Source organism: Streptomyces sp. 4N124 (assembly GCF_052245395.1).
Taxonomy (GTDB): Bacteria; Actinomycetota; Actinomycetes; order Streptomycetales; family Streptomycetaceae; genus Streptomyces.
The window spans coordinates 26119-46780 of the sequence record NZ_JBQQBS010000038.1 but is presented as its reverse complement, the minus strand read 5'-3'; the positions used below and the strand labels follow the sequence as shown (position 1 = coordinate 46780).

Below are 20662 nucleotides of genomic sequence, written 5' to 3'. Positions count from 1 at the left end.
CGTGAGCTTCAAGGCTGAGTACATCTGGATCGACGGCACCGAGCCGACGGCCAAGCTGCGTTCGAAGACCAAGATCATGGCCGACGACGCCAAGGGTGCCGAGCTGCCGATCTGGGGCTTCGACGGGTCCTCCACGAACCAGGCCGAGGGCCACGCCTCGGACTGTGTGCTCAAGCCGGTCTTCTCCTGCCCGGACCCGATCCGCGGCGGCGACGACATCCTGGTGATGTGCGAGGTCCTGAACATCGACTTCACCCCGCACGCCACGAACACCCGCGCCGCGCTGACCGAGGTCGCCGAGAAGTTCGCCGCCCAGGAGCCGATCTTCGGCATCGAGCAGGAGTACACGTTCTTCAAGGACGGCTACCCGCTCGGCTTCCCGAAGGGCGGCTTCCCGGCCCCGCAGGGCGGCTACTACTGCGGTGTCGGCGCCGACGAGATCTTCGGTCGTGACGTCGTCGAGGCCCACCTGGACAACTGCCTCAAGGCGGGTCTCGCGATCTCCGGCATCAACGCCGAGGTCATGCCCGGCCAGTGGGAGTTCCAGGTCGGCCCGGTCTCCCCGCTGGAGGTCTCCGACCACCTGTGGGTGGCCCGCTGGCTGCTCTACCGCACCGCCGAGGACTTCGGCGTCGCCGCCACCCTCGACCCGAAGCCGGTCAAGGGCGACTGGAACGGCGCCGGCGCACACACCAACTTCTCCACCAAGGCGATGCGCGAGGGCTACGACGCGATCATCACCGCCTGCGAGTCGCTCGGTGAGGGCTCCAAGCCGCTCGACCACGTCAAGAACTACGGCGCCGGCATCGACGACCGGCTGACCGGTCTGCACGAGACCGCCCCGTGGGACAAGTACTCCTACGGCGTCTCCAACCGCGGTGCCTCGGTGCGTATCCCGTGGCAGGTCGAGAAGGACGGCAAGGGCTACATCGAGGACCGCCGTCCGAACGCCAACGTCGACCCGTACGTGGTGACCCGCCTGATCGTCGACACCTGCTGCTCGGCGCTGGAGAAGGCCGGCCAGGTCTGATCCACCCGCTTCGACCGGAAGGGGCGCCCACCGTCGCGGTGGGCGCCCCTTCGGGTCGTACACCCGCCTCTGCTTCAATGGGGCCATGGCCAGCTTCCAGAAGCACAGCGCGACGGGTCGCCATGACCTCGAGCCCTTCTGGCCTTCCCGTCAGCACCACGACTTCGACCGGGTGTGTTGTCGCGCGATGAACGCGCCGGCCCTCTAAAGCCGAACACCCGTCCGGCCTTCGGCCAGCGCGCAGTCGACGTACGTCTCTCCGGCGACCTTCTCGCGCGAAAGAGCTGACCTCTCATGGCGAACACCCGTTCTCTGTCCTCCGCCGCCACGCTCAACTCCCCCACCGGTTCCCGGCATCATCTGCGTGCCGTGGACCGGGACGAGGTGATCGACGTCGCGGACCTCCTGCCGCCGGGCGCCACCTGGCTGCCCGCTCCCCAGCACTCCCTGCCCACCCTGCCGGGACAGCCGCCCATGATCGGCTACCTGGTGCTCGTCCCGGCCGAACGGCAGCCGCCGCTGCCGCAGGAGCCCGACGGCGACCCGCTCGTCCGCGTCGACACCGCCCAGCGCACCGCCGAGGTGGACGGACGCGAACTCGACCTCACGTACCTGGAGTTTGAGCTCCTCGCCCACCTCGTCGCCCGCCCGAACCGGGTGCACACCCGCGACCAGCTGGTCACCACCGTCTGGGGGTACGGACACGTCGGCGACGGCCGCACGGTCGACGTCCATGTCGCCCGGCTGCGCCGCAAGCTGGGCGCCGAGCACCGCGGGGCGATCCAGACGGTACGGCGGGTCGGGTACAAGTACGTGCCGCCGACCGGGCGTTGATCCTCTGCTGACGGCAGATACCCGTTCCGTCCCGCGGCCCGGCCCGGCAGAGTCGGGGTCATGAGACTTCTGGTGCTGGGTGGTACGGAGTTCGCGGGGCGGGCCGTCGTGGAGGCGGCGCTCGGGCGGGGCTGGGAGGTCACGGTCTTCCACCGGGGCCGGCACGCACCGCCTCCCGGTGTGCGGTCGCTGCACGGCGACCGCACCGCACCCGACGGGCTCGCCGCCCTCGCTCAGGGCGAGTGGGACGCCGTCGTCGACACCTGGTCGTCGGCGCCACGTGCCGTACGGGACTCGGCGCGGCTGCTGCGGGGCCGCGCCGGGCGGTACGTGTACGTGTCGAGCTGCTCGGTGTACGCCTGGCCGCCCGCCGCCGGGTACACCGAGGACGCGCCCCTGGTCGAGGGCGCCTCGGCCGACGCGGAGGCCACCGAGTACGCCCGCGACAAGCGGGGCGGCGAGCTGGCGGCCGTGGCGGGGTTCGGTGCGGACCGCTCGCTGCTCGTGCGCTCGGGGCTGATCCTGGGGCCGTACGAGAACATCGGGCGGCTGCCGTGGTGGCTGACCCGGATCGCGCGCGGCGGCCCCGTCCTGGCGCCCGGTCCTAAGGATCTGCCGCTGCAGTTCGTCGACGTCCGCGATCTCGCCGAGTGGATCCTCGGCGCGGTGGAACGGGAGCTGAGCGGGCCGTACAACCTGATCGGTCCGCCGGGTCACACGACGACGGCAGGACTGCTGGAGGCGTGCTTGAGAGCGACCGGAGCGGCGGTCGAGCTGCGCTGGACCGATCCGGACGTCGTCCTGGCTGCGGGCGTCGAGCCGTGGACCCAGCTGCCGGTGTGGGTGCCGCCGGACAGCGAGCTGCACGCGGGCCTGCACGGCGCCGACGTGTCCCGTGCGCTCGCGACGGGCCTGGTCTGCCGCCCCGTCGCCGAGACCGTCAACGACACCTGGACCTGGCTGAACAGCGTCGGAGGAACGGCCCCTCAGCGGCCGGACCGGCCTCCGGTCGGACTCGATCCGGAGGTGGAGGCGAAGATCCTCGGCGGCCCCCAGCCCCACGCAGGTGTACCCAACACCACCTCCCGGTCCGGGCCTTTGCCCCAGTGACCGGCCCTGTCCGCTCGGCCAGACTGACAGGCATGGACATCGACACGAGCACGAAGAATGGTGCCGTGCGCTCTGGGGCGCGGGGCATGGGACTGGCGGCGGTGCGGGGGCTGGGGCTCTCGCTGGTGGTGTTGCCGGGGGCGGTCCTCTGTTACGTGCTGGCCGTGGTGTCCATCGCGCTCATCCCGATCGGGGTCGGCATCGTCACCACGCCCTGGGTGCTCACCGGGGTGCGGGCCTTCGCGGACTGGCGGCGCGTTCTGGCGGCGGAGTGGTGCGGGGTGCGGATCCCGTCGGCGTACCGGCCGATCCCGAAGGACGCCAATCCGTGGACCCGTACCTTCGCGATGCTCCGGGACCCGGCGACCTGGCGGGACCTGCTGTGGCTGAACGTCGACATGTCGGCGGGCTATGTCACCGCGCTGCTGCCGGCGGCGCTGGTCCTCTACCCCCTGGAAGGGTTCGCGATCGCGGCGGGGCTGTGGCGGGTGCTCCCCGACGGTTACTGGTACGGCTTCGTGGAGCTCACCGGGCAGGCCTCCGCACTCGGCGCGGGCCTGCTGGGCCTCGTCCTCCTGTTCTTCGCCCACTTCTTCAACACGCGTCTGCTGACGGTCCACTTCCGGCTCACCCGGGCCGTCCTCGCCCCCAAGCAGGGCGAACTCGCCGAGCGGGTCCGGGTTCTCACCGAGACCCGGCGGGACGCCGTCGACACCTCCGCCGCCGAACTGCGCCGCATCGAGCGCGACCTGCACGACGGGGCACAGGCCCGGCTGGTCGCCATGGGCATGGACCTCGGGACGATCGAGATGCTGATCGACAAGGACCCGGAGCAGGCCAGGCAGCTCCTCGCGCAGGCCCGCAAGTCCTCCGTCGAGGCCCTCACCGAACTGCGCGACCTGGTCCGCGGCATCCATCCGCCGGTGCTGGCCGAGCGCGGCCTGGGCGACGCCGTACGGGCGCTGGCGCTTCGGATGCCGGTGCCGACCGAGGTGACGGTGGAGTTGCCCGGGCGGGCGGACGAACCCGTCGAGTCGGCGGCCTACTTCGCGATCAGCGAGGTGCTCACCAACGCGGTGAAGCACGCCGACGCCGACCGGATCTATGTCGACCTCCACCACACCGACGGCATGCTGCGGATCTCGGTCACCGACGACGGCAAGGGCGGCGCGGTCATCGGCGCCGGTTCGGGTCTGGCCGGAGTAGAGCGCCGACTGGGTACATTCGACGGCGTCCTGGCCGTCAGCAGCCCCGCGGGCGGTCCCACGATGGTCACCATGGAGATCCCTTGCGCGTTGTCCTAGCCGAAGATCTGTTCCTGCTGCGCGACGGACTGGTCCGGATGTTGCAGGCCTACGACTTCGAGATCGCCGCGGCCGTCGAGACGGGCCCCGAACTGACCCGCGCGCTGGCCGAGCTGGAGCCGGACGTCGCCGTCGTCGACGTACGCCTGCCGCCGACCCACACCGACGAGGGCCTGCAGTGCGCGCTCCAGGCCCGGCGGGACAGACCCGGGCTGCCGGTGCTGGTGCTCTCCCAGCACGTGGAGCAGCTGTACGCGCGTGAGCTGCTCGCCGACGGCAGCGGCGGGGTGGGGTATCTGCTCAAGGACCGGGTGTTCGACGCGGAGCAGTTCGTGGACGCCGTACGACGGGTCGCGGCGGGCGGTACGGCGATGGACCCGCAGGTGATCCAGCAGCTGCTGTCGCGGCGGGAGGCCGACGGCCGGCCGCTGGGGCGGCTCACCGCCCGTGAGCGGGAGGTGCTGGAGCTGATGGCGCAGGGCCGCTCGAACGCGGCGATCGCGGCGCAGCTCGTGGTGACCGAGCGGGCGATCGCCAAACACACCTCAAATATCTTCGCGAAGCTCGGACTCGAGGTTTCGGACGACGACAACCGCCGTGTCCTGGCGGTTCTCGCCTACCTGGACCACGGACACTGATCCTGGGCGATCACAACTCCCGCGCTTTGTGGGAGAGTTGAGGGCGAATTGTCGCTTCAGTCTCTCACCAATTTCTGAGACGGCTGAACACTCCTGGGACCTCCTGCGTATGGATGGGAGCCGCTTCACTCCTGTCGGGCGTCTCGCTGCCCCGCAAGGAAGTCAGAGGAGTTCCATGGGACGCAACACACGAAAACGCCGTACGCCGCTGGCCACCAAGGCCATAGCCGCATCGGCGGCCCTAGCGCTCGGTGGGGGCGGGCTGATCTGGGCGAACTTCTATGCCTCTGCGCATGAGGAGAACTCATACGGAAACCAGACCAGGTCAGCCGGCGCCCAGGTCGCGACGATCAACTGTCCTGACGTCGGTCAGCAGCTGACGAAGGTGCCGCGGAGCGCCCGCCAAGGTGTCGCCAAGGAGTTGGCGCTGCTCGACCGGCAGATCACGGATGCCTATACGCGTCTCGCCTCGACGCGCCAGGCCCAGGCGGGGGACGCGAGCTACGTCAACAACGCGATCCTCAGCCCGCTGAAGTCCAAGCGGGTCGCCACGCTCGACCGGATCGGCATCAACATCAACCGCGCGGGTGGTCAAGCTCCGCAGGGGATGGGCGATCTCGCCGAGTGCCAGGGGGTCCCCGCCGAACAGCCGGAGACCAACGACGGCCAGGGCGACGACCAGAACAACGACGGTCAGGACCAGGGCCAGGACGGCGGTCAGGACCAAGGCCAGGACGGTGGCCAGGACCAGGGCGACGGCCAGGACCAGGGTGACGGTCAGGACCAGGGCAACGGCGGTCAGGCCGGCAACGGCCCGGTGGCCGACGACTTCGTCAACATCGAGGACGTCCAGCCCAACTCCCGCAACCTGCCGAACGGCCTCGCCGCCAACGGCGACACCGGTTCGACCGGCAGCTTCACCACCAACTGCGGCAACAACGACAACGAGAACCGCAACTCGGACAACGTGATCGTCGCTCCCGGTGTCAGCAACGGTGCGCAGCACCAGCACGACTACGTCGGCAACCAGGCCAACAACGCTTTCGCGAGCGACGAGGACCTGGCGAACGGCGACACCACCTGCCAGAACCAGGGTGACAAGTCGTCGTACTTCTGGCCGGTGCTGCGTGTGCAGGACGGCCAGAACGACATCGACGCGGACGCGCCCGGTGGCGGTCAGGACAGCAACGTCGGCACGATCCAGCAGGTCGCCCAGTCGGAGCTGAAGTTCGTCGGCAACCGGACGAGCGATGTCGTCGCGATGCCGACGGCCCTGCGCATCATCACCGGTGACGCCAAGGCCTTCACCAACGGCCTGGCGAACGCCAACACCTCTTGGAGCTGCACCGGCTTCGAGGACCGGCAGGTGACGGACAAGTACCCGATCTGCCCCGAGGGCAGCTCCGTGGTGCGGACGTCCAACTTCCAGAGCTGCTGGGACGGCCAGAACATCGACAGCGCCAACCACCGTACGCACGTGGCCTTCGTGCAGCAGGACGGTAGTTGCGCCAACGGTTTCCAGGCCATCCCCCAGCTGCAGGTCCGTCTCGTCTACGACGTGCAGGCCCCGCAGATCGAGAACGGGCAGGTGACCAACGCGTTCGCGGTGGACTCCTTCCCGGAGCAGCTGCACAAGCCGATCACCGACCACAACGACTTCATCAACTTCTTCGACGAGAACGTGATGAACGAGATGGTCAACTGCATCAACAGCGGCGAGGACTGCCAGTAGTCCAGACCCGGCAGCAGTAGAAAGCCGGCGGTGGGAAATCCCACCGCCGGCTTTCGCTTGCCCCCGTGCCCCGCGGGTCAGCCGTCGTGACCGGAGGAGTGGGTGGCCTCGCCGCCCCCGCCGTGGTTGTTCATGTGCGCGGACCCCTCCTCCATGGTCCCGCCGAGCGTGCTCTGCAGCGCGGTGACCGTCTGCTCCTCGCCGACGGCGACCCACTTGCGGCCGACGAGGTAGTAGCCGCCGTAGTCCTTCGCCCCGTTGATCCACTCGCGCTGGCCGCGGTCGGTGGCGAAGGTGGCGAGGACGTACTTCTCCTTGCCGGTCTTGCAGATGGCCTGGCGGATCTCATCGGCGTCGGTCTGCAGGTCCGGCTTGCACTTCGCCTCGGCGGCCAGGTGCTCCAGGCTCCCGGTCGCCGTCTCCGGTACGGCCGCCTGGTCATCGCCGGAGCCGCAGCCCGTCAGCGCCAGTGCCGCCGCCGCGCCGACGAGCGCGAGCATCGGTCGGGTCAACCTCATCTGTTCCTCCGGTACGGGCATAGGTAGGGCACATGCCGAAGTCGGATACGGCTCCCGCGTGCGAAGCACTCAAAATTGTCGGTGTCACACCGGACACACCTGTGCGAAGGTATGCCGATGACCGAGGACTGGGAAGAGCGTGTGGCCGCCGCGTGGGCCCCTTTCGACGACTACTCTGAGGACCGGGCCGCGGATTTCCGGGCCGTGATCGACACGCTCGTCGCCGAGCTGCCCGCCGGCAGTGCGCTGGGCCCCTTCGAGCGGGCCTGCGCCTGGGACTCCACCGGCCACTCGGACAAGGCGGTGCCGCTGTACCGGGAGGCGCTGGCCCTCGGGCTCACCGGCTACAAGGGCCGTCGCGCGAAGATCCAGCTGTCCAGTTCGCTGCGCAACATCGGACAGGCGGAGGAGGGCGTCAAACTGCTGACGCCGGAACTGGACGCGCCGTCCGACGAGCTGGACGACGCGGTACGAGCGACGCTCGCGCTGTGCCTGTCCAGCCTGGGGCGGGATCGCGAAGGGCTGTCCCTGGTGCTTGGTGCGCTGGCGGCGCATCTGCCGCGGTACCAGCGATCCATGGCCAACTATGCGGCGGCGCTCCGCTAAGGGTGCGGTGATTCGGCTGCGGGCCGGTGGGGGCTGGTCGCGCAGTTCCCCGCGCCCCTGAGGGGCGCGATCGGCATATCGCGGCACCCCCCGCGGAGCGCCCCGTTGGTAACCAGGCGTCGATTCGCTCGTTTTGCTGAACGTGCAGTCACAGGATGTCGCCCCGCGCCCCACCCCCGCCGCCTCGTCCGACGGGCCCGTCGTCGATGTCGAGCAGGCCGAGGCCGCGCTCGTCGAGCACTATCCGCGGCTGGTCCGCCTCGCGTACCTGGTGCTGCCGCCGAGTCTCGGCCGCAACCGGCGCGTCCTGACCGCCCACGCCCTCACCCAGCGCGCTCTGCCGCGGGGCCGCGCCTCGGCGTCCGTGATCCCGGCCCAGTCGACGGGACGGGACGGCGACCCGGGCTACTCCTTCGTCCGCCTCCGGGTGCTGCGTACGGCGCTGGAGGCGGGCCTGCCGCTCACCTTCAAGGCGTGGCCCAAGCGCTCCCAGCTGCCGCCGCTGCTCCCCCAGGTGTGGGGCCTGCGCCTGTTCCCCCGCTCCGGCGGTGCCGATGAACTCGCCCTGGACCAGCGGCTGTCGGCCCTGTCCGCCCCGGCCCGCGCCGCGTACGTACTGCGCGGCCTGGAGCGGCTCGCGGACGGCGACGTACACAAGGTGCTGACCGCGGCCGGCGTCACCGACCCGGACGCAGCGCTGGCGGAGGCCGACCGCTGCGCGGAGCCGGAGGGGCGCGACGATGCCGAGGTGGTGAGCGCGCGGAGGCCCGAAGGGTCGAGCACGGTCGCCACCTCGGCATCGGCTGCGGCGCCCCGGAGGCGGAGCGCCAATGAACGGGTACCGGCGCAGAACGCGCTGCTCGACTCCCCCGAGTTCGACCCCTGCTCGCTCCAGGCCCGGCCCACCGATCTGATGCGGCGCAGGCAGCACGGCAAGGCCGCGCTCGTCGCCGCCGCGGCGCTCGCCGTGTGCGGGGCGCTGCTCGGGCTGCCCGGCGACGGCTGGGGCCCCGACGGCGCCGCCGCACCCGCGTACGCGCAGAACCCGTCCGCGCAGGCCGCGCTCGACCCGGCGAAGCTGACGAAGGTCGCCCCGACGGCCTGGCAGTCCTCGGCGCGCACCGACTTCTCCGTCTGGCCCGCGCGCGGCGACCGCACCGACGACCGCGCGCTCCTGCGCCGCGCCCTCGCCGTCTGGGCCCGCCCCGGCGAGTCCGTCCGCGTCTCGGCCACCCCCGCCACCCCGACCGGCGGCCCCGCCGGACCACCCCAGCTCCTCTACGCCGGAACCGTCGACACCGCGCACGTGGTGCTCCTCTACGACGGTCTGCGCGTCGTCCGGTACGCCGAACCGAAGGACGCCACGAGCGGCGCCGCCCTCGACTTCGGGCGGGCCGACGGCGCGACCCGCGCGGAGGCCGGTGCGGTGGTGCTCGCGCGGACTGACGGCAACGTCCGCTATCTGACGGCTCCTTGGGTGACCGAGGCGGCCGAGCGGGACCTGATGCAGCCGCGCTCGGGGGCGATGGACCTCGGCCTGACCGACGGTGTGACCGCGCCGCTGGCGAGCCCCGGCGGGCAGAACGGCGCGTGCACCTCGTGGAACGTGCTGCAGGTGACGGACGGTTCGGGCACCCGGCTGATGACCGACCTCGGCGAGCTGGTCCCGGCCCATCTGACCACCGGGAAGCCCGGGTACACGAAGGAGGCGTCCGGTGCGCAGGCGCTGCGCACCTGGGCGCCGATGGCGTGCTCGCTGCAGGCGGTGCGGTCCCAAGGGGTGCGGTCGGTGAACGCCTGGGAGTACGCCCGGCAGTCACTGCCCGCCGCGAGCGGCTCGGCCGCGTGGGTGTGCACGCGGGCCGAGACGTGGCGGGGCGGCGGGGCCCGGGTGCTGGCGCAGTTCCACACCCCGGGCGGGCGGTACGGGGCGGTGGCGGCGAAGGCCGAGAACTCTCCGGCGTGCGGCCCCCGTGACCCGCATGTGCTGGCCGGGGTGTTGTGGCGGTCGGAGGCGGGGGCCTGGTATCTGCTGGCCGCGGGCAGCAGGGACACCGCTTCCATCACTGTGTCCGGCGGGGTGAGCGGTTCCGCGAAGGGCTATCTGCTGGCGGCGGAGGCCAAGCAGGGGGCTCAGGCCCGGCTGAAGGGGACGCTGCACGACGGACGGACGATCGACGGTCTGCACTGACACTCGCGTCAACAAGTCGCTGGATCTGCTGCGCCGGCACGGCGCTGGTGTTCCTGTGGCAGCGCGGGGGCCGCGGGTGTCTTCGAGGTCGAACTCCGACGCAGCGGACGGACGTTGACCGTGACGGGCCCGAAGTGATCGGCTGGTGCTGGATATGTGATGGGTTCATGTGAACACGGCGGCCGGTCCGGCCCGTTCGGGGCCGGATCCGATCGGTAAGGTGTTCGCATGAGTACCGGGGTACGTCGCAGAATGGGCGTCGAGGAGCGGCGGCAGCAGCTGATCGGGGTCGCTCTCGAACTCTTCAGCAGCCGCTCGCCCGACGAGGTGTCCATCGACGAGATCGCGTCGGCCGCGGGCATCTCACGGCCGCTGGTCTACCACTACTTTCCCGGCAAACTCAGCCTGTACGAGGCCGCGTTGAGGCGGGCGTCGGACGAACTGGCGGGCCGGTTCGTCGAACCGCAGGAGGGTCCGCTGGGGGACCGGCTGCTGCGGGTGATGCGCCGGTTCTTCGACTTCGTGGAGGACCACGGGCCCGGTTTCTCGGCGTTGATGCGCGGCGGCCCGGCGGTCGGCTCGTCGACGACGAACGCGCTCATCGACTCCGTACGGCAGGCCGCGTATGTCCAGATCCTTTCGCATCTACGCGTAGAGGATCCGCCCGCCCGACTGGAACTGGTCATCCGGTCCTGGATCTCGCTCGCCGAGTCGACGGCCCTGATCTGGCTGGACGGCCGGCGCATTCCGCGGGCCGAGTTGGAGGCCCAACTCGTCCACGACTTCGCCGCCCTGGCCGCCGTGAGCGCCGCCTACGACGAGGAGATGGGCATGCTGCTGCGCCGCATGTTCAAGGACGAACCAACGGACGGCCCCTTCAGCGCCCTGGCCGCCCGCCTCATCGCACTGGCGTCCTAGCTGTCGAACTTCCGGTACGACGGGTCGAGGTTGCGCACCTCGGCGGAGGCGTGCAGCATCAAGCCCTCGGCAGGCTTCACGTACTGCTTCAGCAACCCCAGGATCGCTTCGGTGAGTTGGGCCTTCGTCTCGTCCGTGCGCCCGGCCAGCAGACCGAGGGTGACATGGACGACCGCGTGCCCGTCGGCGTCGGGGCCGACCGTGGTGTCCTCGGTGCGGCGGAACTGCGTCTTGCACGCCGGCGGCTTCGCGGCCGCGATCTCGACCACGGCCGTGTGCAGCGCCTGAGCGAAACCGGGGCGGTCGAAGTCGTCCGCGAGCTGCTCCGAGTAGTCGACGGTGATCTGCGGCATGGGCACTCCTGTTCTAGGTCGGCAGGGCTCACCCTAGCCGCAGCGCCAGCATCGCGATGTCGTCCTCGTGGTCGTGGCCGAAGCAGGCCAGGAGGGTGTCGCACAGAGCGTCCAGGCCGGGCGGGGCACCCGCGGCGGCTGCGCGGAGCTGTTCCATCGAGGCCTCCAGGTCGATGCCCCGGGTCTCGATCAGGCCGTCGGTGACCATGAGGAGCCGGTCGTCCGGGTCGAGAATCAACTCGGTCGGGGGTGGGTGGTGCAGCCCAACGCCGAGCAGCGGGCCCGACGCCTTCGCGTAGTCCGCGCTGTCGTTGTCGCGGATGATCAACGGCGGGATGTGGCCCGCGTTGGCGATCCGGGTGCGCCCGGTGCCCGGGTCGATCAGGACCAGGCAGACCGTGGCCGTGACCTCGGGGTGGTAGTGCTGGAGCATCCGGTCGAGGCGCTCGGCGAGCACGGCCGGGTCGCTCTCCTCGACGCAGTAGGCGCGCAGCGCGTGCCGGATCTCGACCATGACCGTGGCCGCGTCCAGCGAGTGCCCGACGACATCGCCGACGGCGGCCAGCATGCCGTCCCCGGTGCTCAGTGCGGCGTAGAAGTCGCCGCCGATCTCGGTCTGCCGGGACGCGGGCACATAGCGGACCTCGATGTCGATACCCGGCAGTTTGGGCAGCCGGTGCGGCTGGGGCAGGAAGCTGTGCTGGAGGGTGAGGGCGACATGCCGCTCGACCTGGTACATCAGCAGCGGCTCGGCGGCGAGCGCGGTGGCCTGCGCGAGCCGGGCCACCAGGGTCTCGTCGGCCGGGTTCACCCTGTTCATCCCGCGGGTGGGCATGGCCAGGCACACCGCGGCCTTGCCGTCCTGGGTGCGGATCAGTGCCAGCCGGGCGTCGTGCTGCACGCCGGGCCGGAAGAACCCGGCGGGCCACAGCGGCGCGGGCACGGTGGTGATCCGTACGCCGTCCTGTCCCCGGGTGAGCCGCCGCAGCAGTGCGGCCACGGTCCGGTGGGCGCCCTCGTCCGGCAGTGCGAGGGAGGTGCGGTCCCGGGAGGTGGCGCGGTACAGTTCGTCGTCCGGGCCGAGGACGAAGACGGCGGCGGGCGACCCGGTGAACCGTGCCGTGCCGTCGGCGGCGGCGTCGGCGAGTTCCTGCAGGGAGCGGGCCGCCTGGATGGTGACGATCGTCTCCGACAGCATCATCAGCCGCCTGGCCTGCGCCTGGTCGTCGGCCCGCAGCCGTGCCGCGCGCACCGCGGCCCGGATCACCGCGTCGATCTCCTCGGGCTCGGCGGGCACCGTCACATACGCCTCCCCGCCCACCTCCAGGCCCCGGCAGCGATCCTCCATGGAGCCGGCGGTGGCCGAGAAGTGCACCACGGGCAGGCCCGCCATGTGCGGCCGGGCCTTGATCCGGCGGCACAGCTCGAAGCCGCTCATGTCCGGCAGGTCCACGTCGATCAGGGCCACATCGGGCAGGATCCCCTTGCGTCGCCGTACGTCCAGTTCGACGAGCGCCTCGTTGCCGCCGGCGACCGAGACGACCTGGTGACCGGCGCGGCGCAGCATGGCGCCCATGGCGTACCGACTGGCCGCCACGTCGTCGACGACCAGCACGGTGGTGTCGGTTCGCTTGCCGTTGACGTCCATGTGTCAGCCCTTGGGACAGCACCGGTGGGGCAGACCAGGATGCACGGTCTGCCCCACCAAGGTAATGCCCTTATCAGGAAGTCCGGGTAAATACCGCTACGGTCCGCCCCGGAACGGCGAAGGTGCCCGATACCCGCTCGAAGGAAGCCGACTTGGCGATAGGGTCCCCTCCCGACGCCTGCACCGGATGCAGCCGGTAGCCGGTCCCGGCCGCCGACTCGACCCGCTGCTTCTGCTCCGCGGGCGTCGCGTTGAACACGACGACCAGATCACCGAGCACCATGGTGATCACGCCGGGCGTCTCGTCCTTCCCCGACAGCGGGAAGGAGAGCGCCGACTGCACCTGGCCGGCGGTGTCGAGGGAGAAGGCCTTCTCGGTCGTACGGATCTTCAGCAGATCCCGGTACGCCGCCGACGCCCCCTCGATCTGCTCGCAGCCGACCTTCACCGTGCCCAACAGGGGCTTGGCGTACGGCCACTTGGACTCGTTGTCGGCCGCCATCGGCAGCCCGCGCCCGAAGCCGTTGCCGTCCGCGCAGTTCCAGTGGACGGCGTTGAACCAGTCGCCGCTGTCGTACGAGTTGCGGTCCAGGGACTTGGAGCGCAGCAGGTCGGTGCCCGCCTGGGAGAGCGCCGGGCCCTGCGAGAGAGTGGCCGTGGCCATGGCGAGCACCTGCATCCGGGCCCGGTCGGCCGCGCTGGTGGTGGCGGGCAACTTGAAGGCCAGCGCGTCGAACAGCGACTCGTTGTCGTGCGCGTCGGCGTAGGCGAGCGCGTCGCCGGGCGCGTCCGCGTAGCCGGCGGGCGAGCCGTTGTAGTCGACGTCGGCGCCGGTGACCTCCTTGCCGCTGGTGTCGGTGAAGGCGAACCGGGCGAGATTCCCGCTGAGCCCCACCTTGATCAGGTCCTGGTAGTGCAGCAGACGCGCCTTCTGCTCCTCCGTACTCCCGTTGCTCTCCGAGGAGTTGGGGTCGGTGTACAGCCCGGACGCGAAGCCCTGGACGCCGGGGTCCTCGTCGAAGGGCCCGCCGCCGCGTACGGCGTCCCGCGCCCTGTCGGAGAAGGTCGCAATCCCTGTCCCCGCCATGTTCTTCTGCGTGGCCTGCACGAAGCGCGCGTCGTCGGCGATCTCGCCGAAGTTCCAGCCCTCGCCGTACAGGATGATCTTCTTGCCGTCGACGCCGTCCTTGGCGAGCGTCAGCGTGTCCAGGGCCTTCCTGACCGCCAGGATGTTGGCCTTCGGGTGGTGGCCCATCAGGTCGAAGCGGAAGCCGTCGACCTTGTACTCCTTGGCCCAGGTGACGATCGAGTCGACGACGAGCTTGCCCATCATGGCGTTCTCGGTGGCCGTGTTGGCACAGCAGGTGCTGTTCGCGACCGAGCCGTCCGCGAGAAGCCGCTGGTAGTAGCCGGGCACGATCCGGTCGAGGACGCTCGTCCCCGCCTGACCGCTCGCCGCCGTGTGGTTGTAGACGACGTCCATGACGACCCGCAGGCCGTCCTCGTTCAGCGCCTTGACCATCTTGCGGAACTCGACCGTACGGCCGGTGCCGTCCGGATCGGTGGCGTACGAGCCCTCGGGAACCGTGTAGTGGTAGGGGTCGTAGCCCCAGTTGTAGGCGTCCTTCGCGGCGATCTTCCCGACGCACTCCTGCTGCTTGTCGGAGTCGGCCGGGTAGGAGGCCAGGTCGCAGTCGGTGGTCGCCTGGTCGGATCGCTTCTCCGGAATGGTGGCGATGTCGAAGGCGGGCAGCAGATGCACGTACGACGTCCCGGACTCGGCCAGCCGCTTGAGGTGCCGGGAGCCGTCGCTCGCCTTGTCGGTGAAGGCCAGGTAGGTGCCGGGGTGCTCGGCCGTCCTGTCCTCCACCGAGAAGTCGCGGATGTGCAGCTCCTGGATCTGGGCGTCCTTGAGCGGCACGGCCTTCGGCTTCCTCAGTGACGTCCAGCCGCTGGGCGCGAGGGACTTGTCGGCGAGGTCGACGACGAGGCTGCGCTCGGAGTCGGCGGTGAGGGCGAGCGAGTAGGGGTCGGTGACCTTGTTGGTGACGACCTTCCGGACGCTGGGCGCCCAGACCTTCACGACGTACCGATAGGGCTTGTTCTGCCAGGACTTGGGGCCAGTGACGGACCAGACGCCGGTGGTGTCGTCGCGGTGCATCCGCTGGAGCGAGCCGTCCAGCTCGACGGCGACCGACTGTGCGGTCGGCGCCCAGACGGACAGCGTGGGACGGCCCTTGTCGAAGGTCGGGCCGAGGTCAGCCGTCGTGGCGGTGGAGTAGAGGTCGTCGAGGACGCCGGCGATCTGGACACCGGTGGCCGCCAGGACCGCTCCGTTCGCGGCCCGCTGGGAGGCGACGAGCTGGCCGCGCAGGGCCTCGCGCACCCGGTCGCGGTCGCGGGGGTCGACGGACCAGGCCGTGTAGTCCTTGAGGTGCGGGAACTTGGCCTTCTGGGCGTCGGTGAGGGTGGACTTGGCGAGTCGGAGCCAGCGCTGGTCGTCGCCGGTCAGGGCGCCGTCCTCGACGGTGATCGAGCCGGTGCGCGAGTACAGCAGCTGGGTGGAGGCTGCCGCGTCGGAGCCGTTCCAGGCGATCGTGTTCCGGTCGATCCAGACCGCCTTGGAGGTGGTCAGGTCGAGCGCGGCGGCGGAGCCGGCCGGCTGCGGGAGCAGGTACTTCTCCTGGCCGTTCAACAGCCACACCTCATGGCCGTTCGCCTTGAGGTCGAGCGACTGGTCGGCGGCGAGGTCCTTCTCGTCGCCCTTGTGGATGATGTAGCTGAGGCTGGTGGCACCCTCGGTGAGCGGCACCTCGAAGACCGCGCCATAGGAATCAGTCTTCACCGGCTTGAGGGGGTTCGACCAGTCGGTGGGGTTCGCGGCACCCGTCCAGGTGTGCAGGCCCCAGCCGTCGTAGTTCCCGTCGGCGCGGTGGTAGTGCAGGACGGCCTTGGTCTTGTCCTGCGCCGGGTACTCGGGCCGCTCGGTCCGTACGGCCTCCTTGCCCTGCTCGATCCAGACCTCGCCGGTCTTGGTGACGTCGATGGTCCGGTCGGCGGAGACGTCCTTGTTGCCGTCCTTGTCGATCACCAGGAAGCCGACACCGGAGGCGCCCGGCTTCAGCTTGACGTAGGCGAAGGCTCCGTACGCGTCCCGGCCGATGAAGGGATGGCTGTCCGGCCAGGTCGTCGACTCGCCGTCGGCGAGGTCGCCCCAGGCGTACAGGCCCCAGTTCGCGTAGTCGCCGTCGGTGCGCTTGTAGTGGACGATCGCGTAGTCGCGGGAGGAGGCGGTGGGGGTCTCGGGAGCGGGCGGGGTGCCGGTGGTGGAGGCCGCTGTGGCGCTCGCGGTGCGGCCCGCCGAGTCGATCACAACCGCCTTGTAGCGCAAGGCGGTTCCGGCCGGTACATCCTTGCCGATGGTCTGGGTGACCTTGTACGGGGCGTGGTCGGCGGAGCCGAGCGTCTGCCACTTGCCGTTGCCCACCTGGGCGGCGAAGACGACGCGGTTGAGCTGTCCGCCGTCGACGTCGGCGGTGATGTCTACTGTGCCGGTGGCGCCGGTGGCCGGGGCGTCGAGGGTGACGACCGGCTTCGAGGCGGGCTTGGCAAGGGGGCCGGCTGCCTTGAGGACGACGGCGGAACCGGCGGGGACGGTGACGGTGAGCTTCCTGTCGGCGTCGCTGGTCAGGGCGCCGTCGTTGCCGTAGATCCCCTTGAACGTCATGCCGGCCGAACCGGTCGCGAAGGTCGCCGTCTTCGCCGCGTCGGCGTTGTTGAAGGCGACGACGTACTCGGTGCCGGTCTTGGTGTCCGTACGGGAGAAGGCGTAGACGCCGGTGCCGTCGGCCGCGTACCGCTCGGTCTGGATGCCGTCCGTGAGGGCCGGGTTGGCCTTGCGGAGCTTGGCGAGAGCGCTGATCTGCTGGTAGAGCGGTGCTTTCGTGTCGTACGCGTCGTTCGCGTGGGTGCGGTCGGTGCCGAGTTGGTCGTCGTCGAGGTAGTCGGCCGTGGTGGACGCGAACATCGACTGGCGGGCGTCCTTGTCGCCGCCGGAGCCGGTGAAGCCCTGTTCGTCGCCGTAGTAGACGACGGGGTTGCCGCGGCTGAGGAACATCAGCTCGTTGGCGAGCCTGTCCTTGGCGAGCAGTTCGGCGTCGGTGGCCTTCGGGTTGTCCTGGTTCAGGAAGTACCCGATGCGGCCCATGTCGTGGTTGCCGAGGAAGGTGACCTGCTCGTACGCGTTGGCCTTGTCGGTCGTGTACTTGTAGTCGTCGCCGAAGACAGAGGCCAGCTTCTGGGCGCTGCCGCCCTGGGAGGCGTACTGGCGGGCCGCTTCCTGGAAGGGGAAGTCGAGCGTGGAGTCGAGGCGGCCCTGGGTGACGTACGGCGAAGTGATGTCGGTGTCGGCCGAGTAGACCTCGCCGAACATGAAGAAGTCGTCGCGGCCCTGCTTGGCGGCGTAGGAGTCGAGGGCCGTGGCCCACTGGGTCCAGAACTCCGTGTTGACGTGCTTCACGGTGTCGATGCGGAAGCCGTCGATGTCGAAGTCCCTGACCCAGCGCTGGTAGATCTTCTCCATCCCGCTGACCACCTCGGGACGCTCGGTCCACAGGTCGTCGAGGCCGGAGAAGTCACCGTAGGTCGAGCTCTCGCCGGCGAAGGTGGAGTCGCCGCGGTTGTGGTACATCGTCGGGTCGTTGAGCCACGACGGGACCTTGGTGTTCTTCGCGGCCTGGGGAGTGCGGGGGAAGGAGTCCTTGTCGACGGACGGGAAGTCCTTCGTGCCGTCCGCGTAGTCCGCGTCGTCGAAGGGTTCACCGTCCTTCGTCAGGTACGGGAAGGCGCCCTTGGAGAGGTAGTCGTAGGACTTCTCCTCGTAGTCGACGACGTCCGCCGTGTGGTTGGTGATGACGTCGAAGAAGACCTTCATGCCCTTGGCGTGGGCCTTGGAGATGAGGGTTTCCAGGTCCTTGTTGGTGCCGAAGTGCGGGTCGACCTGGGTGAAGTCGGTGATCCAGTAACCGTGGTAGCCGGCCGAGGCGTTGCTGCCGGTGCCCTGTACGGGCCGGTTCTTGAAGATCGGGGCCATCCAGAGGGAGGTGGTGCCCAGGCCCTTGATGTAGTCGAGCTTCTTCGTCAGGCCCTTGAGGTCGCCGCCCTGGTAGAAGCCCTTGTCGGTGGGGTCGTAGCCGGTGGAGAGCCGCGAACCGGTCAGCCCGCCCTGGTCGTTGCCGGTGTCGCCGTTGGCGAAGCGGTCCGGCAGGACGAAGTAGAACTGCTCGCGGGTGAGGTCGTGGCGGGCCGCGGCTTTCGCCAGCGCCGTGTCCGACGGCGGCGGAGGCGGGGTGTCGGCGCGGGCGGCGAGGGGCTGGACGAGCGCTGCGGCCAGCGCGGCAACGGTGACCGCGGCGACCCTTCGGGTGTGCGCGGTGCGGCGCGTCCGGGGCGCCGGCCATCTCGGTATCACAGGCGTGAACTCCTTGCGCGTGCGGCTCATTCGGGTCCGACCCCGGCGTGACCGTATCGCTGACGCAAGCTTTACAGCAAGAGTCTTGAAAAAGGCAGCAAGAAGTTTCACGAGGGTGTGCGCGACAGCGTTTTCTATTTCGCCGACCAGGTTGATGACTCAGGGAGCACGCTGCAATACTCCTGTCTCCCCACTCTCACAGTCCGTGATCAAGGTATCCCCCCACAGTGACCCTCACGGTATGTTTCCGCAGCTCAGGACAGGCACGCGCCCGGCATAAAGCAGCAAAGAAGGTGCATTATGTCCCTACACTCCCCACCAAATGACAGTTTTTACCCCCCTCCCCCACCAGACATTGAACCGGTAAGTGCGGAGTCGATACACAACTCTCCTGAATTCCATTCAATGCGCAGCGCGTACCGCTCCTTCGGCATAGCGGCGACGCTTGTCTCGGTGGGCGGATTCCTCATATATGTCCTGATGTCGAGTTTCGCCGCCGGCCTGATGAACCAGTCCCTGTTCGGCCATCTGACGATCGGGCTGGCCCTTGGCCTCGGCCAGTTCGTCCTCATGGGCGTGACGATCTGGCTCTACGTCCGGCACATGCACCGGCGGATCGACCCTGTCACCCACCGCCTGCGGGCCCAGGCGCGGCACATCGCCTCCTCGGGAAGGCGGTCCCGCACGTGGTGACGCAGGCAGCCGGTCAACTGGTGCAGCACGCGGCGGGTGTCACCGACGAGACCACTCAGAAGCTGACACTCGTCCTGTTCATGTCTGTCGCCGTGGTCACCCTGTTCACGGTGCTGCTGACGGCCCCGCAGCGGGACGAGATCAGCGAGTTCTACCTCGGCAACCGCGACATGTCGCCGCTACGCAACGGGCTCGCCATGTGCGGTGACTACCTGTCGGCCGCGACACTGCTGGGCAGTACCGGCATCGTCGCGCTGACCGGCTACGACGGACTGCTCTATCTGGGCGGCACGGTGGTCGCCTGGATGATGGCGCTGCTGATGATCGCGGAACCGCTGCGCAACTCCGGCAAGTTCACGCTCGGCGACAACCTGGCACTGCGGCTGTCGCAGGGCCAGCGATCGGTCCGGCTGGCGCTCGTCCTGTGCACACTGGTCGTGTGCCTGCTGTACCTGGTCGCCCAACTCGTGGGCAGCATAGCCCTGTTGGCGCAGTTCATCGGTACTCCGAGCGGGACGGTCCGGACCATGTGCGTGGTGGTCATCGGCTCCATGGTCGTCGTGTACGCGGCGATCGGCGGTATGCCGGGTGCCACGGTCATCCAGGTGGTCAAGGCCGTGATGCTGGTCGTCGGGGTGGGAGTCACCGCCCTCCTGGTGCTGCACCACTTCAGCTGGAACATCGACAAGCTGCTGTCGTCCGCCGCCGGCAACAGCGCCCTGGGCGACCGCTTCCTCGGCCCCGGACTGCGATACGGCGGGACCACCACCAACAAGCTGGACTTCTTCAGCCTGCAACTGGCCATCGTGCTCGGGCTGGCCGCACTGCCGCACATCATGATGCGACTGCTCGCCCCGCGCACGACGCGTGTCCTGCGCGGCTCGGTCGTATGGGCCGTGGGACTGATCGGCTTCGTCTGTCTGATGGCGGGTGTGCTGGGCCTGGGCGCCACGGCGATCGTGGGCCGGGGGGAGATCGCGAACGTCGACCCCAAGGGCGATGCGGCGGTGCTTCTGCTCGGGTACGAGCTCGGCGGCCCCATCCTCACCGCACTCCTGTCCAGCCTGGCCTTCGTCACGCTGCTCGGCGTGGCCGGCGGACTCACGCTCGCCGGGGCGTCCTCGATCGCCCACGACCTCTACGGCGCGGTGATCCGCAAGGGGAAGGCGACGCAGGCGCAAGAGGTGATCGTCGCCCGGCTCGCCGCCGCCGCCATCGGTGTCATGGGCATGATGCTGGCCCTGCTGTCCTGGGGCACCAGCACCGCGACGCTGGCGTTCCTGGCCTTCGCGATCGCGGCGTCCGCCATTCTGCCGACGATCGTCTACAGCCTGTTCTGGCGGCGCTTCACCGCACGCGGCGCGCTGCTGAGCCTGTACGGCGGTCTGATCTGCTCGGTGCTCCTGGTGGTGTTCTCTCCAGTCATCTCCTCCACCGCCAACTCGGTCTACCCCGATGCCGACTTCGCCTGGTTCCCTCTGCAGAACCCCGGCATCGTGTCGATCCCGGCGGGCTTCCTGCTGGGCTGGCTCGGCTCCGTGCTGAGCGAGCCACAGGAACCGCAGGTGTTCGAGGAGTTCGAGGTCCGTGCGCTGGTCGGCGCCGACGAGCGGTGAG

The 20662-nt window shown here is 69.6% G+C and carries 15 protein-coding genes; 11 read left to right on the top strand and 4 right to left on the bottom strand.

Annotated features, from left to right (window positions below; genetic code table 11):
• Nucleotide 1 precedes the first annotated feature (1 nt).
• The 6 genes from glnII to ACTWQO_RS31465 all read left to right on the top strand — a co-directional run bounded on the left by glnII (nucleotide 2) and on the right by ACTWQO_RS31465 (nucleotide 6648).
• Complete coding sequence (glnII, locus tag ACTWQO_RS31490; RefSeq protein WP_443240775.1) at nucleotides 2-1030, top strand: glutamine synthetase; 1029 nt, start codon at nucleotides 2-4, stop codon at nucleotides 1028-1030.
• 294 nt (nucleotides 1031-1324) lie between these two features.
• Nucleotides 1325-1864: a winged helix-turn-helix domain-containing protein gene (locus ACTWQO_RS31485; protein ID WP_443240774.1), complete on the top strand. Its 540-nt coding sequence runs from the start codon at nucleotides 1325-1327 to the stop codon at nucleotides 1862-1864.
• 60 nt (nucleotides 1865-1924) lie between these two features.
• Nucleotides 1925-2974: an SDR family oxidoreductase gene (locus tag ACTWQO_RS31480; protein ID WP_443240773.1), complete on the top strand. Its 1050-nt coding sequence runs from the start codon at nucleotides 1925-1927 to the stop codon at nucleotides 2972-2974.
• A gap of 32 nt (nucleotides 2975-3006) precedes the next feature.
• Nucleotides 3007-4278, top strand: coding sequence for a sensor histidine kinase (locus ACTWQO_RS31475; RefSeq protein ID WP_443240772.1), 1272 nt, complete (start codon nucleotides 3007-3009; stop codon nucleotides 4276-4278).
• Nucleotides 4263-4916, top strand: a complete 654-nt coding sequence (locus tag ACTWQO_RS31470; RefSeq protein ID WP_443240771.1) for a LuxR C-terminal-related transcriptional regulator — start codon at nucleotides 4263-4265, stop codon at nucleotides 4914-4916. The genes ACTWQO_RS31475 and ACTWQO_RS31470 overlap by 16 nt, the downstream gene beginning before the upstream one ends.
• A gap of 175 nt (nucleotides 4917-5091) precedes the next feature.
• Nucleotides 5092-6648: a DUF1996 domain-containing protein gene (locus tag ACTWQO_RS31465; protein ID WP_443240770.1), complete on the top strand. Its 1557-nt coding sequence runs from the start codon at nucleotides 5092-5094 to the stop codon at nucleotides 6646-6648.
• A 77-nt stretch (nucleotides 6649-6725) separates the two neighbouring features.
• Here ACTWQO_RS31465 and ACTWQO_RS31460 read toward each other — a convergent pair whose 3' ends face one another.
• A complete protein-coding gene (locus ACTWQO_RS31460) occupies nucleotides 6726-7166 on the bottom strand; it encodes a hypothetical protein (protein ID WP_443240769.1) in 441 nt (146 codons plus the stop codon).
• 117 nt (nucleotides 7167-7283) lie between these two features.
• On the opposite strand from ACTWQO_RS31460, the gene ACTWQO_RS31455 reads away from it, so the two are divergent.
• The 3 genes from ACTWQO_RS31455 to ACTWQO_RS31445 all read left to right on the top strand — a co-directional run bounded on the left by ACTWQO_RS31455 (nucleotide 7284) and on the right by ACTWQO_RS31445 (nucleotide 10881).
• The gene (locus ACTWQO_RS31455; RefSeq protein WP_443240768.1) at nucleotides 7284-7772 is read left to right on the top strand and encodes a tetratricopeptide repeat protein; all 489 of its coding nucleotides are present in this window, start codon (nucleotides 7284-7286) and stop codon (nucleotides 7770-7772) included.
• A gap of 142 nt (nucleotides 7773-7914) precedes the next feature.
• The gene (locus tag ACTWQO_RS31450; protein WP_443240767.1) at nucleotides 7915-9963 is read left to right on the top strand and encodes a hypothetical protein; all 2049 of its coding nucleotides are present in this window, start codon (nucleotides 7915-7917) and stop codon (nucleotides 9961-9963) included.
• A 228-nt stretch (nucleotides 9964-10191) separates the two neighbouring features.
• Nucleotides 10192-10881 (top strand): TetR/AcrR family transcriptional regulator, encoded by a 690-nt coding sequence (locus ACTWQO_RS31445; protein ID WP_443240766.1) that lies wholly within the window; start codon nucleotides 10192-10194, stop codon nucleotides 10879-10881.
• Here the strand turns inward: ACTWQO_RS31445 and ACTWQO_RS31440 are convergent.
• The 3 genes from ACTWQO_RS31440 to pulA all read right to left on the bottom strand — a co-directional run bounded on the left by ACTWQO_RS31440 (nucleotide 10878) and on the right by pulA (nucleotide 18352).
• Nucleotides 10878-11234: a 5-carboxymethyl-2-hydroxymuconate Delta-isomerase gene (locus tag ACTWQO_RS31440; protein WP_443240765.1), complete on the bottom strand. Its 357-nt coding sequence runs from the start codon at nucleotides 11232-11234 to the stop codon at nucleotides 10878-10880. The genes ACTWQO_RS31445 and ACTWQO_RS31440 overlap by 4 nt on opposite strands.
• A 28-nt stretch (nucleotides 11235-11262) precedes the next feature.
• Entirely contained in the window at nucleotides 11263-12882 is a 1620-nt protein-coding gene (locus ACTWQO_RS31435; RefSeq protein WP_443240764.1) for a SpoIIE family protein phosphatase, read from the bottom strand.
• 73 nt (nucleotides 12883-12955) lie between these two features.
• Nucleotides 12956-18352 (bottom strand): pullulanase-type alpha-1,6-glucosidase, encoded by a 5397-nt coding sequence (gene pulA / locus ACTWQO_RS31430; protein ID WP_443240763.1) that lies wholly within the window; start codon nucleotides 18350-18352, stop codon nucleotides 12956-12958.
• A gap of 405 nt (nucleotides 18353-18757) precedes the next feature.
• Between pulA and ACTWQO_RS31425 the strand changes: the two genes are divergently transcribed.
• Together ACTWQO_RS31425 and ACTWQO_RS31420 are read left to right on the top strand one after the other, a co-directional pair.
• Nucleotides 18758-19045 carry a DUF485 domain-containing protein gene (locus tag ACTWQO_RS31425; RefSeq protein WP_443240762.1) on the top strand — a complete coding sequence of 96 codons (288 nt, stop codon included), beginning with the start codon at nucleotides 18758-18760 and terminating at the stop codon, nucleotides 19043-19045.
• Between the two features lie 80 nt (nucleotides 19046-19125).
• Nucleotides 19126-20661: a solute symporter family protein gene (locus ACTWQO_RS31420; RefSeq protein ID WP_443240817.1), complete on the top strand. Its 1536-nt coding sequence runs from the start codon at nucleotides 19126-19128 to the stop codon at nucleotides 20659-20661.
• Nucleotide 20662: the final 1 nt, after the last annotated feature.